Raw genomic sequence first — 14,588 nt, forward strand, 5'->3', positions numbered from 1 at the left:
CGGGTCAAACCAGATTAGACTCGCGATAGTTGTGCTTAACGTCGATAAATTAACCTTCGATTAACTATATTTTTCTTGCCCAGCTATGGACAAAATCGGCGAATGCGATTCAAATGAAGTTGATTCGAACGCCTGTTGCGTTCTCGTTGCGGACACATCGATACATCGGGAGCCATTACGATGGCGCGTGCCCTTGCAGGCTCAGCGTCCGCGCGTCGATTCGCGGACCTGCTTCGGAAACAACGCGACGCACAGTCGCTGACCGGACACATCCGCCTGCTCGCCCAGCCGGCCTATCAGCGGCTCCTGGCGGCCGAACCCTTCTTTCGCCGTGCCATTCCCGTTCTTTGCGTCGTCTTCATTGCGACGCTCGCGACCTATCGTGCCCTGACGCTCTCCTACGAACACGAGGAAACCGACCAGCGCGCCCGTGACGACCTGACCATGATCGCCACCACCCTCGCGGCCCGCCTGGGCGCCGAGGAGGCCGACCTGCCGGAACAGGGGTTCCGCACCGCCCTTCAGGCCGCGCTTGCCGACAGCCTGCCGCCGCGCGCCACGAGCGACGCCCGACGCATCCTGGTCGCGGACAAGGACGGGAGCATCGTCGCGACGGCGCCCCTGCGCTCCGATCTGGAAGGGCGCCCGCTTTCCGATCTTCTCGGCGTCGGCCAGCCGCTGACCGTCTTCGGCGCGCGCGCCGGCGTGCTCACGATCGCCGCCGACACCGAAGACGAAGCCTATGCCACCGTCCATCATCTCGACGGACGCCTCGGAATGGTCGCGCTCCTGCAGTCCAAGGACATGCTCTTTGCCGAATGGCGCGCCAGCGTTTCCGCGAATGTGACGCTCTTCGTCGGCACGGCCTCCGTCATGCTGATCCTGATCTATGCCTTCTTCGCCCAGGCGACACGCGCCGAACAGGCCGACCAGATCTATGCCGCGACCCGCGCGCGCATCGACCTCGCCCTTAACCGCGGACGCTGCGGGCTGTTCGACTGGGACCTGTCGCGGGGGCGGATCTTCTGGTCCGCATCGCTGTACGAAATGCTCGGCATGCCGCCGCGCGACGACATTCTGGGCTTTTCCGAAATCTCCGCGCTGACCCACCCCGACGACATTGACCTCTACACCCTCGCCGAGTCCCTGCTGGAGACCGGCGAGAGCACCGTGGACAAGCAGTTCCGCATGCGCCACGCCAATGGCGAATGGGTGTGGCTGCGCGCCCGCGCGCAGGTGCAGAGCGAACCGGGCATCTCCGAACCGCATCTGATCGGCATCTGCATCGACGTTACCGAACAGAAGCAACTTGCCGAACAAAGCCGCACCGCGGACCTGCGACTGCGCGATGCCATCGAGACGATTTCGGAAGCCTTCGTGCTGTGGGACACGGAAAACCGGATGGTGATGTGCAACTCCAACTACCAGACGCTGCACAATCTCCCGAACGCCTCCATCAAGGCCGGAACGCCCTACGCCCAGGTGATGTCGAGCGCGCGTCAGACGGTCGTGTCGGCCAGCCCGACCATCGGCAGCGACGGATCGGACCCCTCCTCCAGCTACGAGGCGCATCTGGCCGACGGACGCTGGCTGCAGATTTCGGAGCGCCGGACCAAGGACGGTGGCTTCGTCTCCGTGGGCACAGACATCACCGCGCTCAAGCGGCATGAAGAAAAACTGATGGAAAGCGAGCGGCGGCTTATGGCGACGGTCGCCGACCTTCGCCAGTCTCGTCAAAAGCTCGAAACCCAGGCGCAGCAACTGGTCGAGCTTGCGGAAAAATATTCGGAAGAAAAGACCAAGGCCGAAGAAGCGAACCAGGCAAAGAGCGAGTTCCTCGCCAATATCTCGCATGAGCTGCGCACGCCGCTCAATGCGATCATCGGCTTCTCGGAGATCATGGACCAGGGCATGTTCGGGCCGCTCGGCTCGGAAAAATACCGCGAATATTGTACCGACATCCACGACAGCGGCCGCTATCTGCTCAACGTCATCAACGACATTCTCGACATGTCGAAGATCGAGGCAGGCCGGCTCGAACTGAAGTGCGAGGAGATGGATTTCGGCGCCGTCGTCGGCGACGTCTCGCGGATCATCTCGTCGGCAGCCGACGAGAAGAACATCTCGGTGACGACCGAGACGGCGGAAAACCTCATGCTCAACGGCGACCGCAGGGCGATGAAGCAGGTTCTCCTGAACCTTCTGGCGAATGCGGTGAAATTCACCCCGGACGGCGGTGCGGTGAAGCTCACGGCCAAACACGACGCCACCGGCGACACCGCACAGATCGTGGTCGACATCACCGATACCGGGATCGGCATCAAGCAAAGCGATATCGTGCGCCTCGCCAAGCCGTTCGTTCAGGTCGAGAACCAGTTCACCAAGACACACAAGGGCTCCGGGCTCGGCCTCGCAATTGCCCAGTCGCTGATCAAGCTGCATGGCGGTTCCATGACCATTCGCTCGACCGTCGGCAAGGGAACCTGCGTGACAGTGACGCTGCCGGTGACGCGTCCGGCCGCCGTCGAGCCGACGGGCATCACCGCCACCGCCTGAAGCCCGATCGCGGAAGACGTCGGGCCACCCGCTCCGGGCGCCCGCCTGCCCCGCCGCCCCCCGAACATCGTCCCGACCCCACCGCTTGACGAACACCCTCCGGACCCGGCCGCCGCCGGCACCGCCCCGGTGCCGGCACTGCCCGCGTTCGACGCACGCCATATCACTTAGCCATCTGCCTAAGTTATCATTGACACCGCCATTGCTCCATAATAGTTAGGCTTATGGCTAAGCATGATCCTGACCTGAACCTGCTTTTCGCGGCACTGGGCGACGAGACCCGCCGGGCGATCGTCTCCCGGCTGGCGCGAGGACCTGCTTCGGTGAGCGAACTGGCCGCATCCCATGCCATGGCCCTGCCGTCCTTCATGGGCCACATCGCCCGACTGGAAAAGGCCGGCCTGATCGAAACGGCGAAGACGGGACGGGTGCGATACTGCCGGCTCGCGGCGGGCGGCATCGCCCCGCTCGAACACTGGCTGGCCGAGCAGCACGCGGTCTGGACGTCACGACTGGACCGGTTCGACGACTATGTCGAAAACCTTGCAAAAGAGAGATCCGTTGACAGCTGACATTGATCCGGAAAAAGACCTCGTTCTCGAGCGCATCCTGAAGGCGCCCCGCGCGCTGGTCTGGGAATGCTGGACGACGCCCGAACACATCGTGCATTTCTTCATGCCGAAGCCGCACAAGGTCACAGCCTGCGAGATCGACCTGACGGTCGGCGGCCGGTTCAACTCGACCTTCGAGGTCGAGGGCCGCGAAGTGGCCAACCAGGGCGTCTTCCTGGAAATCGTGCCGCGGAAGAAGCTCGTCTTCACAGACACCTACAGCGAGGGCTGGAAGCCGGCGCCGGATCCCTTCATGACCGCGATCCTGCTGCTTGCGGATGCGCCCGGCGGCGGCACGAAATACACCGCGATCGCCCGCCACCGCTCGACGGATGCGCGCAAAACGCATGAAGACATGGGCTTTCACGACGGCTGGGCAACGGTTGCGGATCAGCTCGAGGCTTATGCACTCGGCCTGAACAGACTTTGAAGACGAGCCGTCGAACCACCCCGGCGGCGCCGGATACTGTGCGTTGACCGGGGTCAGGCCTAGCCCGCCGGGATTTCGACCTTGCCCACCAGCGTCTCGAAGACGTCCCTGACACCGGCCTGACATTCCCCGAGACGATGTTCCAGGTGTCGGAAGTCTGGCGCTTCTCCGGCATGGACCAGAAGGTCGCGCACGCCCTTGGGCGCGGTGTCCGCCTTGAACGGGCCGTCGAGTGTCAAGCGTTGAACCTGGGTCAGGGCGTGATAGAGGCGGATGGCAGGAAGCAGCACCTCCGCATCTCCGGCGGACAGAAATCCGGCGCGCACCGCGTTTTCCAGCGCGGTCTCCGTCGTCTGGGACAGAACATCCGGATCGTCCTGCGCATGCACAAGCTGCAGATATTGCGCGATGAATTCGATGTCGACCAGTCCGCCCGCAACCTGCTTCATGTCCCAGACGTCTGTGGTGCCCTTCTCCGCCTGGATGCGCGCGCGCATGGAGGCGACCTCCTGCGCGACCTTTTCCGGGTCGCGCGGCCGCGCCAGCGTCTCGCAGATCAGCGCCTGAATGCGCTCGGAAAAGGCGTCGGAGGATGTTGCAATGACCCGCGCCCGCGTCAGGGCCATGTGCTCCCAGGTCCAGGCTTCCTTCGCCTGATAGGCCTCGAAGGAGGCCAGCCGGGTTGCCAGCGGTCCGGCATTTCCCGACGGGCGCAGGCGGAAGTCGACCTCGTAGAGAAGCCCTTCCGCCGTCGGCGCCGAAAGCGCGGACACCAGCCGCTGGGTCAGGCGGATGTAATACTGGCTTGCGGCGAGCGGACGCTTTCCATCCGTCTGCGCGGTTTCGTCGGGATGATCATAGAGCAGGATCAGGTCGAGATCGGAGGACGCTGTCATCTCCCGGCCGCCGAGCTTGCCCATGGCGAGCACCGCAAAGTCGCCACCTTGAAGCCGGCCATGGTTTTCCGCGACATGGGTCATGACATGCGGCAGCAGCCCCTCGACGATCGTTTCCGCCAGTCGCGCCAGCGCCTCGCCCACCTGATGGGCGGTCAGAGTGTCGGACAAGAGCCGCAAACCGATCAGAAACTGTTGTTCCTGCGCAAAAATCCGCGCCCGGTCCAGCGCATCCTCATAGTAGCGCGCCAGCGACAGCGTCCGGTCGAGACCGGCCTGGAACTCTTCCGCCGTCGGCATTGCACCGAAAAAGGCCGGATCGAGCACCGCGTCGAGCACATGGACGCGCTTGGACACAACCTCGGCAAGGCGAGGCGCCGCGCCCATCACGGTCGCCAGAAGGCGCAGGAGTTCTGGGTTTGAGCGAAGCAGCGAGAACAGCTGGACGCCGGCCGGCAGTTTCGACAGAAAGCCGTCGAAGGACAGCAGGGCCTGGTCGGCATTGTCGGTGCTTGCCAGCGCCTGGATCAGCACCGGATGCAATTCCGTGAGCCGCTCGCGTGCCTTCGACGAGCGCACCGCCGGATACCGGCCGAAATGCCAGGCGCGAATGATCTTCGCGGCCTCCTTCGGGCGCGCATAGCCAAGCCCGCTCAGGGTCTCAAGCGTCTCCGGATCGTCATCGTCGCCCGTGAAGACGAGATTGCCGAGATCGGAGGCGAGCTCCGGTTCGTTCTCGAACAGCGCGGAATAGTGTCGCTGGACCGTCTTGAACCGGGTGCGCAGATCGTTCTCGAACGTCGTGAGATCCTCGTAGCCGAAGAGACGGGAGACCCGGGTGCGGGCGGCTTCGTCTGCCGGCAGGATATGGGTCTGTTCGTCGTTCACCATCTGGATGCGGTGTTCCACGTTGCGCAGGAACACATAGGCCTCGGTCAGTTCGTCGCGTGCCTCGGGTGCAATCCAGTCGAGGTCGGCCAGCATGGCCAGCGTGTCGAGCGTACGCCGGCCGCGCAACTCGGTGATCCGCCCCCCGGCGATCAATTGCTGGGTCTGGGCGAAGAACTCGACCTCGCGAATGCCGCCGCGTCCCAGCTTGACGTTATGACCGGCCACGGCGATCTCGCCATGCCCCTTGTGGACATGGATCTGGCGCTTGATGGAATGCACGTCTGCAATCGATGCGTAGTCGAGATACTTGCGCCAGATGAAGGGGCCTATCTCCTTCAGGAAGGCCTCGCCGCACGCGATATCGCCGGCGCAGGCCCGCGCCTTGATGAGCGCGGCCCGCTCCCAGTTCTGTCCAAGGCTCTCGTAATAGACCAGCGCACCGGGGATCGACATGGCAAGCGGCGTCGCGCCGGGATCGGGGCGCAGCCGCAGATCCGTGCGAAAGACATAACCGTCCGCCGTCCGGTCGCCCATGATCTTCACGAGCCGCTTTGTCAGGCGGACGAACTCCACCTGCGCCTCGGCGCCGCCGCTCATCGGCGCGAGATCCGGCTCGTAAAGCACGATCAGATCGATATCGGAGGAATAGTTCAGCTCGAAGGCACCGTGTTTGCCCATCGCCAGAACGACGAAGCCGGAGCCTTTCTCCGGACAGGCGTCATCCTTCGGCGTGAAGCGCCCGCGGCGCTCCAGGTCGCGCAGGCAAAACCGGATCGCCGCCGTCAGCGCCGCATCGGCGAAGCGGCTGAGACCGCCGGTCACCGTGTCCAGATCGATGGCGCCGCCGATGTCGGCAAGCGCCAGCGTCAACGCGAGATCCTTCTTGAGATCGCGCAGCGCGCGCATCAGCGCAGCCTCGTCGTCAGCTTCCAGCGCCCGCGCGTCGGCAATCAGCCGCGTCGCACGCTGGCGCGGCGACGTCGTCAGGATCCCGGCAAGACGCTCGGGGTCGGAACAGGCAAGGTCGCGCAGATAGGGGGCATTGGTAAGAGCTCCGGCCAGAAAGCCCCGCGCCCGTGCTTCAAGGCCGGTATCGGCGATGGTGTCAAGCGCACCCGCGAGGTCGCACAGGATTGCATCGCCGGCATCGCTGTCGGCCACTGTCGGCACCGTCCGCAGCTCCTCCAGGAGAGATCGTTCGTCATCCGCTCGTCCGTTCGCCCGCTCGCCCGTCACGCTGGTTTCTCCCGTTTCGTTGTTTTGCCGACGTGCCACCGTCGCCCGGCAACCGAAGCTCTGCACGCAATCCCGGATCGGCATCGACCAGCACCAGACGCCCGCCATGCAGCCGCGCCACGGCCGAGACAAGGCTGAGGCCCAGTCCGGAGCCCGGGGCATTGCGGCTTTCCTCAAGCCGCACGAAGCGATGCAGGACGCGCTCCTTGTCGGCATCCGCGATGCCGGAACCATGATCGCGAACCGACAGAACCGCGGTGTCGCCGTCGAGACGGGCCGCAAGACATATCCTAACGCCGTCATCGTCAGCGTTTTGAGCGTATTTCAATGCGTTTTCAATGAGATTAACCAGGGCCTGCACCAGCAGTTCGCGGTTGCCGCGAAGGGTCATCGGCGTGTCGGCCTCCACCTCCAGCGTCCCGCCCTGATCCTCGACCACCGGTGCATAGAGCTCCCCAACCTCGCACACGAGCGCGCTTGCGTCGAACGGCTCCCGTGCCGCGTCGGAAGACCCCGCCTCGACCCGCGCAATGCGCAGCAGCGCATCGAACGTGCGGATCAACGTGTCGCAATCGTCGATCGTCGCTTCCAGCGCCGCCCGCGCCGGCGCATCCATCGCATCCGTGCGCAATGCTTCCTCCACACGGTTCCGCATCCGCGTCAGCGGGGTCTTGAGGTCATGGGCGATGTTGTCGGAGACATCCTTCAGCCCGTGCATCAGGGCCTCGATGCGTTCCAGCATGGTGTTGAGGCCGACGGCCAGGCGGTCGAACTCGTCGCCGCTGCCTTCCACCGGCAGCCGCTCGGACAGGTCACCCGACATGATCCGCCGACCGGTCGCGGCCATGGCGTCGATGCGCTTGAGAACCCGCCGGCTGACATAGACCCACGTCACCAGACCAAGGCCCGCAAGCACAAGGAGCCAGAAGCGCATCGCCTCGGCCAAAAGCGACCGGAAATACTGCTGTTCCTGGAGATCGCGCCCGACCAGCAAGCGGAAGCCGCCCGAAAGCTGGAACACACGCACCAGCGCCTCGCGCTTCTCGCCGCCGCCGAGCGGCGTATAGCTCACCCGCTGCAACTCGCCGCTTTCGCCCGCGAGCACACGCTCATTCAGCCCCTCGACGTTGCCGACAAGCTGGTTTGCGGCAAAGTCCGTAACGAGATAGAGGCTCGCGCCGGGACGCCGGGACCGTGCCTCGACGGAGGCCACGAGACCCCGAATGCCGACGATGCGGTACCTGTCGGCAAGGCCGACGATTTCCGCGTCCACCGTCTCGACGATCTGCTCGCGCAGAACGGTCGCCGTATTCTGTGACAGGTAGACAATCACCGCACCGGAGGCGAGCGAGAGCGCCGCCAGATAGATCAGCGCAAGCTTTATGGCCGTGGTGCGAAACAATTTAGCGAGCGGTGTCACGGATCGTATACCCGGCGCCGCGCACCGTATGCAGGAGCGGACGGTCGAAGTCCTTGTCGATCTTCGCACGCAACCGCGAGACATGCACATCGATCACGTTGGTCTGCGGATCGAAATGATACTCCCAGACGTGCTCCAGCAGCATGGTGCGGGTTACCACCTGACCTGCGTTCTGCATCAGGTACTCCAGCAGCTTGAACTCGCGTGGCTGAAGCGGAATGTCCTGGCCGGAACGCGTCACCGTGTGGGTGAGCCGGTCGAGCGTCAGATCGCCGACGCTGTAGCTGGTATCAATGTCCTGCTGGCGCGGGCGCCGGCCAAGCGCCTCGACGCGGGCGAGTAGTTCGGAAAACGCATAAGGTTTGGGGAGGTAGTCATCGCCGCCGGCCCGCAACCCTGTCACCCGGTCGTCAACCTGGCCGAGGGCGGAAAGCACCAGGACCGGCGTATGGTTTCCCTCGGCGCGCAGGCCCGAGATCATCGACAGGCCGTCGCGACGCGGCAGCATCCGGTCGACGACCAGAACATCATAGGGGGCCGAGACTGCCAACTCGTAGCCGGCCTCGCCGTCGGGCGCATGATCGACCACATGCCCGGTCTCGCGCAGCGCCTTGACCAGGTAATTGGCAGCTTCTTTGTCGTCCTCGACAATCAGGATACGCATGGCTTCTTCACATCGCGTTTCAGGCAGGATCTGCATAACACTCTCCCGGGTGGCGGTCTAATCGTGCAGCCCCGAACGCCGAAGCCCCGAACCGTTTCACCGGTCCGGGGCTCGGTCTGGCAAGGCGCCGCACGGCGCCCGCATTCTGCGTCGAGCGGACGGCGTCAGCCGCGGGCGACCGGAACCGCCACGAAGCGCGTGGCATTTTCCCGTTTCACCCGCATCAGGACAGCCTTGCGACCACCTTCACTGGCACCAAGCATCGCACTGGCGACATCGCCCGGCTGGTCGACCTGCGTGCCGCCGACTTCAAGGATGACGTCGCCACGCTCCAGCCCCTTTTCGCCGGCGGTGCTGTCGGGTGCGAGATCCGTGATCACGACGCCGCGCTCTCCGGCGCCGGCGTCACGCGCCGCCGCGAGTTCCAGGCCAAGACTGTCGACGAATGCCGTCGCCTCGCCAGTCGGCTCGACCGCCGCCGCCGCGCTCGCACTTTCCTGCAGGCGACCGAGCGTCACGGTCACGGTCTGCTCCTCGCCATCGCGCCAGATGCCGAGATCGACTGCGGTCTCCGGCGGATAGGAGGCGATCTTTCGGGCCAGTTCGCGCGGTCCGTCGATGCTCTCGCCGTCGACCGTCAGGATGGTGTCGCCGGATTCGATCCCGGCCTTCAGCGCCGGGCTTTCGCCCTGGGCTTCCGCAACGATCGCGCCCTTTGCCTCGTCCAGGCCAAGGCTTTCCGCGATGTCGGCGGAGACCGGCTGGATCTGGACGCCAAGCCAGCCGCGCACGACCGTGCCATCGTCCTTCAGATCGGCGATGATGTCGGTCGCCGTGGAGGCGGGAATGGCGAAGGCAATGCCGACGTTGCCGCCGGAGGGCGAAAAGATCGCGGCGTTCACGCCGATCACCTGTCCCTTGGTGTTAAAGGCGGGACCGCCGGAGTTGCCGCGGTTCACCGGTGCGTCGATCTGGATGAAATCGTCGTAAGGACCGGCGCCGATGTCACGACCGCGCGCCGAGACGATGCCCGCCGTCACCGATCCGCCAAGACCGAAGGGATTGCCCACGGCGACGACCCATTCGCCAACCATCGGAGCCTCGTCGGCGAACTCGACATAGGTGAACTCCGTATCCGCATCGACCTTCAGAAGCGCCAGATCGGTGCGCTCATCGGTGCCGATCAGTCGGGCTTCGTATTCAAGGCCGTCATCGCCCACCACCATGAATTCCGTACCGCCGGCAACCACATGCTCGTTGGTGACGAGATAGCCGTCCTCGGAGATGAAGAAGCCGGAGCCCTGGCTGGACCCGCGCCGCTGCGGCTGGTTGCCTTCCGCACCCGGCTGACCGCGGAACTGTCGGAAGAAGCGCTGCAGCGGGTGATCGCGGGGAAGGTCCTCGAAACCGGGAATGCCCTGCCCGCGCGAGGACATCATGCGCGGCGCACGGTCGGAGGTAACGCGCACGCTGACGACCGCCGGCTTCACGCCTGCGACGACGGCGGCAAAGCTCTGGGGAGCGGCGGACTCGACCCGGACGGGATCGGCGAGGGCGAACTGGCCGGGAATCACGGTTTGCGCCGTCATGCCGCCGGCAAGGCCAAGCGCCAGCGCGCCGACGACCAGGCTCTTGCGGCCACGGGGCAGACGGTTGATGGCTGAGGGATACATCTTGGTCGACATAGGGGTTCTCCACGTCTTGGTCAGGATCACGAGGCCGGGCCGGCCTTACGGGGATGTGTCGGCCCGGCTGTCCGTTCTGATATGGAGCATGTCGCCTTACAGCCGCCTGTCGGGGCGATTAAGCTTTGGTAATGTTTGACGATTGCGAACAAACAAGTCGATGTCCGCGGGTGATCACTCCGTCCCGTCGGAACTCTGGCGCGTGATCACCGCCGCGCCGGCCTCCAGCGTGCGGTGGACCGGGCATTTGTCCGCGATCTCCAAAAGGCGGGCCCGGGTGTCGTCGTCGATGTCGCCGGAAAGATGCACAATCCGTTCGAAACGATCGATCTTGCCGCCGCGAGCCCGGACGTCCCCGGAGCAACCGGCACAGTCCTCGGCATGAACCTTGGCGTGATGCACCGTTGTGCCGATCCGCGCCAGGTCGATACCCTTGTGTTCCGCATACATGCGCAAGGTCATCACCGTGCAGGCGCCGAGCGCGGCGGCGAGAAAATCATAGGGCGAAGGTCCGGAATCCAGACCGCCGACCTTTTCGGGCTCATCGACAAGCAACCGGTGCGCCCCGACCCGCGCAATGGACTGGAACTTTCCCAGCCCCGTTTCGGTGATCACCACGGCGTCCGCCTCGGGGTCGCTTTCGTCTTTCACCGCGGCCCCGAGGTAGCGGCTGGCCCAGGCGGCAATCACATCCGCCGCATAGGCGGCGTCCTGCGGGTCGCTCAACAGATGGTCCGCCGTGTCGAGCGACACGAAACTCTTGGGATGCTTGGCGGCGACGAAAAGCGCCGTCGCATTGTCGATGCCGACCGTCTCGTCGCGCGGTGCATGAAGCACCAGCAGCGCCTTGCCGAGATGCGCCACGCGCTCGCGCACGGCCTGTTCTGAGATATCGTCGAGAAACTGGCGCTCGATGGTGAAGGTCCGACCGGCGAGCGACACATCGGCCTCGCCTTCACGCCGGATGGTCTCGAGGTCCGCATGGAAATTGCGGACGACATGATCCGCATCCGCCGGCGCGCCGATGGTGGCAACGGCCAAGGCTTCGGGGATCTCCCGGGCGACCGCAAGCACCGCCGCCCCGCCGAGGGAATGGCCGATCAACAGGCCCGGAGCCTCGTAGTGGGTCCGCAGGAAGTCGGCGGCTGCAAGCAGGTCGGCGACGTTGGACGAGAAATTGGTGGAAGCGAAATCTCCGCCCGATCCGCCGAGGCCGGTGAAGTCGAAGCGAAGGACGCCGATGCCCGACGCCGTCAGCGCTTGCGCGATACGCCGTGCCGCGATCACGTCCTTGGAGCAGGTGAAGCAATGCGCAAACAGCGCATAGGCACGCACCGGACCTTCCGGAAGGTCGAGGCGCGCGGCGAGTTCGGCACCCGCATGTCCGGCAAAGGTCAGTCGAATCGGCTTGGCAGTCATTCACGCGTCCCCCGTCAGGAATTACGGCCCACGCCCGAATGCAGAGCCAGCCCCGCTCAAGGTGGGTCCGAGGCGGAGCGATATCGAGAGTGGCAAGCCCGCAGACCGGATCACGAAAACGCGACCCGTCGGGGCATGCCGCCAGATCAAGTCGGAAAAGAATGCCGGCAAAGCGGCGGAACGGCGCTCAGCGTCCGTCGCCCCCTTCCGCAAGAATGCGGTCGAGTTCCGCCTGCTCCGTGTCGCTCAGCGTCGTGGTCCGCGCCGTCGCCAGCGTGCGCGTGCGTCGACGCGCCGCCACAAAGAGCGTGGCCCCACCGACCAGCAGCGCCAGAGGCGCCACCGCCCACAACAGCAAGGTGTTCCAGGAAAACCGAGGCTTGAGCAGGACGAACTCGCCGTAGCGGGCGACCAGGTAGTCGATCACCTCGCCATTGGTGTCGCCGGCGACGAGCCTTTCGCGCACAAGCACGCGAAGATCCTTTGCAAGCGGGGCGTCGCTGTCGTCGATCGACTGGTTCTGGCACACCATGCAGCGCAGGTTCGCGGAGAGGTCGCGGGCACGCTGCTCCAGCGCCGGGTCTTCCAGGATTTCGTCCGGCGCAACCGCCCCGGCCGGCAGCGCGGCCACGGCCAGGACCAATGCCGCGAGGATTGCAAGAACTGCATTGCGCATTGGCACTCTCCTATTCCGCCGGAATCGCGCGCACCCGGGCCGGGCGCGGCGCGCCAACCCGCAGCCGGCGGTCGAACAGCGACAACACGGCCCCAAAGCCCATGATCAGGCAACCGAACCAGATCAGCGTGACAAAGGGCTTGTGATAGAGCCGGATGTCGGCGCCGCCGTCGCTGTGGACTTCGCCGATGGACACATAGATCTGCGACAGGCCGAAGGTGACGATACCGGCCTCGGTCGTCGGCATCCGGCGCGCGGTATAAAGCCGCTTGGCCGGGTCCGCTTCCGCCACCTTCACGCCGCCCTTGAAGATATCGAAGTGGCCGACGTCGTCGATGTAATTGGGGCCGGTCCGTCGCACCAGACCGCCAAAGGCAAGCTCGTAATCGGCGATGGTGACGGTCTCGTTCGGGCGGATGGTGAGTACCTTCTCTACCTGGAAGGCTTCCACGGCGACAATGCCGAGCATCACCACACCGATGCCGATGTGTCCGAATGCAGCCCCCCAGGCGGAGGACGGAAGACCGACCAGCCGGCGCAGGCCCGTCGAGACGCCGACATGCCCAAAGCGTGCCCGCGACAGGATCTCGGCGACGGCGCCGGCGATCACCCAGACCCCGACGCCGATGCCGAGCGCCGCGAGAATCTGCTGCGGCCCCTGGAACCAGACGACCAGAAGCGTCGCAAGCAGCGTCAGGCCAAATGCCATGTAGAGACGCTGGCTCACCGCATAGATATCGCCGCGCTTCCACGCCAGAAGCGGACCGAAGGGCATCGCCAGCAGCAGCGGGATCATCAGCGGTCCGAAGGTCATGTTGAAGAACGGCGGACCGACGGAAATCTTCTCGCCCGTGACCGCCTCCAGCGCCAGCGGATAGAGCGTGCCGACGAAGACCGCCGCGGCCGAGACCGTCAGCAGCAGGTTGTTGAGAACGAGCGCGCCCTCCCGGCTGACCGGCGCGAACAGGCCGCCCTGCTTGAGAAGCGGTGCGCGCCAGGCGTAGAGCGCCAGCGACCCGCCGATGAAGACGACCAGAATGCCGAGGATGAACGTGCCGCGCGCCGGATCGGTGGCGAAGGCATGCACGCTCGTCAGCACGCCCGAGCGCACCAGGAATGTGCCGAGCAGCGAAAGCGAGAAGGTCAGGATCGCAAGCAGGACCGTCCAGACCTTCAAGGCGCCGCGCTTTTCCATGACGATGGCGGAATGCAGCAGCGCCGTGCCGGCAAGCCACGGCATGAAGGAGGCGTTCTCGACCGGATCCCAGAACCAGTATCCGCCCCAGCCAAGCTCGTAATAGGCCCAATAGGATCCCATGGCGATGCCGAGCGTCAGGAACAGCCAGGCAAGCAGGGTCCAGGGCCGGACCCAGCGGGCCCAGGCGGCGTCGACGCGCCCGAGGATCAGCGCCGCGATGGCGAAGGAGAAGGTGATGGAGAACCCGACATAGCCGACATAAAGCAGCGGCGGATGGATCGCCAGGCCGATGTCCTGAAGGATCGGGTTGAGATCCTGCCCCTCCATCGGCGGCGGCGTGACGCGAATGAACGGGTTGGACGTCGCCAGCATGAACAGCAGAAAGGCCGCCGTCACCCAGCCCTGCACGCCAAGCGTGGCCGCCTTGAGCTCAGGCGGAATGTTGCGGCCGAGGGCGGCAACGAGCGCGCCGAAAAGCACAAGGATCAAAACCCAGAGCAGAAGGGAGCCTTCGTGGTTGCCCCAAACGCCGGTGATCTTGAACAGGTCGGGTTTCGCCGAATGCGAATTCTGCACGACGTTCAGCACCGAGAAGTCGGACGTGACGTAGGCCATCATCAGTGCGGCGAATGACACGCCGACGAGCAGGAACATCATTGCGGACACGGGCGGCGCAACGGCCATCAGGCGCTGATCGTGCCGCAGCGCCCCCCAAATCGGAACAACCGACTGGATCAGGGAGAGGACGAACGCAAGGATCAATGCGAAATGTCCGATTTCAACAATCATTCCCGGGCATCCTTCCAGCTAATCGGGCTTCCGGCTTCCACGCACCCGCTTTCGACGGCACTTCCAAGGGTACGGGCTGCCCCAGGCGGAACGTCAACCTCTTTTCGCATCGCCACG

Annotated in this window: 10 protein-coding genes; 3 read left to right on the forward strand and 7 right to left on the reverse strand. The window is 64.9% G+C overall.

Going from position 1 to position 14,588, the window contains the following annotated elements:
- Positions 1-180 precede the first annotated feature (180 nt).
- From G572_RS24685 to G572_RS0118820, 3 genes are all read left to right on the forward strand, one after another.
- Positions 181-2,556 carry a PAS domain-containing sensor histidine kinase gene (locus G572_RS24685; protein WP_037547455.1) on the forward strand — a complete coding sequence of 792 codons (2,376 nt, stop codon included), beginning with the start codon at positions 181-183 and terminating at the stop codon, positions 2,554-2,556.
- Positions 2,557-2,780: 224 nt separating this feature from the next.
- Complete coding sequence (locus G572_RS0118815) at positions 2,781-3,128, forward strand: ArsR/SmtB family transcription factor (protein WP_029059800.1); 348 nt, start codon at positions 2,781-2,783, stop codon at positions 3,126-3,128.
- Complete coding sequence (locus tag G572_RS0118820; RefSeq protein WP_029059801.1) at positions 3,118-3,597, forward strand: SRPBCC family protein; 480 nt, start codon at positions 3,118-3,120, stop codon at positions 3,595-3,597. Before G572_RS0118815 ends, G572_RS0118820 begins: the two co-directional genes overlap by 11 nt.
- 59 nt (positions 3,598-3,656) lie before the next feature.
- Here G572_RS0118820 and G572_RS0118825 read toward each other — a convergent pair whose 3' ends face one another.
- From G572_RS0118825 to G572_RS0118855, 7 genes are all read right to left on the reverse strand, one after another.
- Positions 3,657-6,620, reverse strand: a complete 2,964-nt coding sequence (locus G572_RS0118825; protein ID WP_245566256.1) for a bifunctional [glutamine synthetase] adenylyltransferase/[glutamine synthetase]-adenylyl-L-tyrosine phosphorylase — start codon at positions 6,618-6,620, stop codon at positions 3,657-3,659.
- Positions 6,586-8,040 (reverse strand): sensor histidine kinase, encoded by a 1,455-nt coding sequence (locus G572_RS0118830; protein ID WP_029059803.1) that lies wholly within the window; start codon positions 8,038-8,040, stop codon positions 6,586-6,588. The genes G572_RS0118825 and G572_RS0118830 overlap by 35 nt, the downstream gene beginning before the upstream one ends.
- Positions 8,024-8,704 (reverse strand): response regulator transcription factor, encoded by a 681-nt coding sequence (locus tag G572_RS0118835; RefSeq protein ID WP_029059804.1) that lies wholly within the window; start codon positions 8,702-8,704, stop codon positions 8,024-8,026. Before G572_RS0118835 ends, G572_RS0118830 begins: the two co-directional genes overlap by 17 nt.
- Before the next feature lie 164 nt (positions 8,705-8,868).
- Positions 8,869-10,389 carry a Do family serine endopeptidase gene (locus G572_RS0118840; protein ID WP_051242736.1) on the reverse strand — a complete coding sequence of 507 codons (1,521 nt, stop codon included), beginning with the start codon at positions 10,387-10,389 and terminating at the stop codon, positions 8,869-8,871.
- 174 nt (positions 10,390-10,563) lie between these two features.
- On the reverse strand, positions 10,564-11,808 hold the full coding sequence (locus tag G572_RS0118845; RefSeq protein WP_029059806.1) for a bifunctional alpha/beta hydrolase/OsmC family protein: 1,245 nt from the start codon (positions 11,806-11,808) through the stop codon (positions 10,564-10,566).
- 187 nt (positions 11,809-11,995) lie between these two features.
- A complete protein-coding gene (locus G572_RS0118850; protein ID WP_037547459.1) occupies positions 11,996-12,484 on the reverse strand; it encodes a cytochrome c-type biogenesis protein in 489 nt (162 codons plus the stop codon).
- 10 nt (positions 12,485-12,494) lie between these two features.
- Positions 12,495-14,471 (reverse strand): heme lyase CcmF/NrfE family subunit, encoded by a 1,977-nt coding sequence (locus G572_RS0118855; RefSeq protein ID WP_029059808.1) that lies wholly within the window; start codon positions 14,469-14,471, stop codon positions 12,495-12,497.
- Positions 14,472-14,588 lie beyond the last annotated feature (117 nt).

It is taken from the genome of Stappia stellulata DSM 5886 (assembly GCF_000423705.1).
GTDB lineage: Bacteria > Pseudomonadota > Alphaproteobacteria > Rhizobiales > Stappiaceae > Stappia > Stappia stellulata.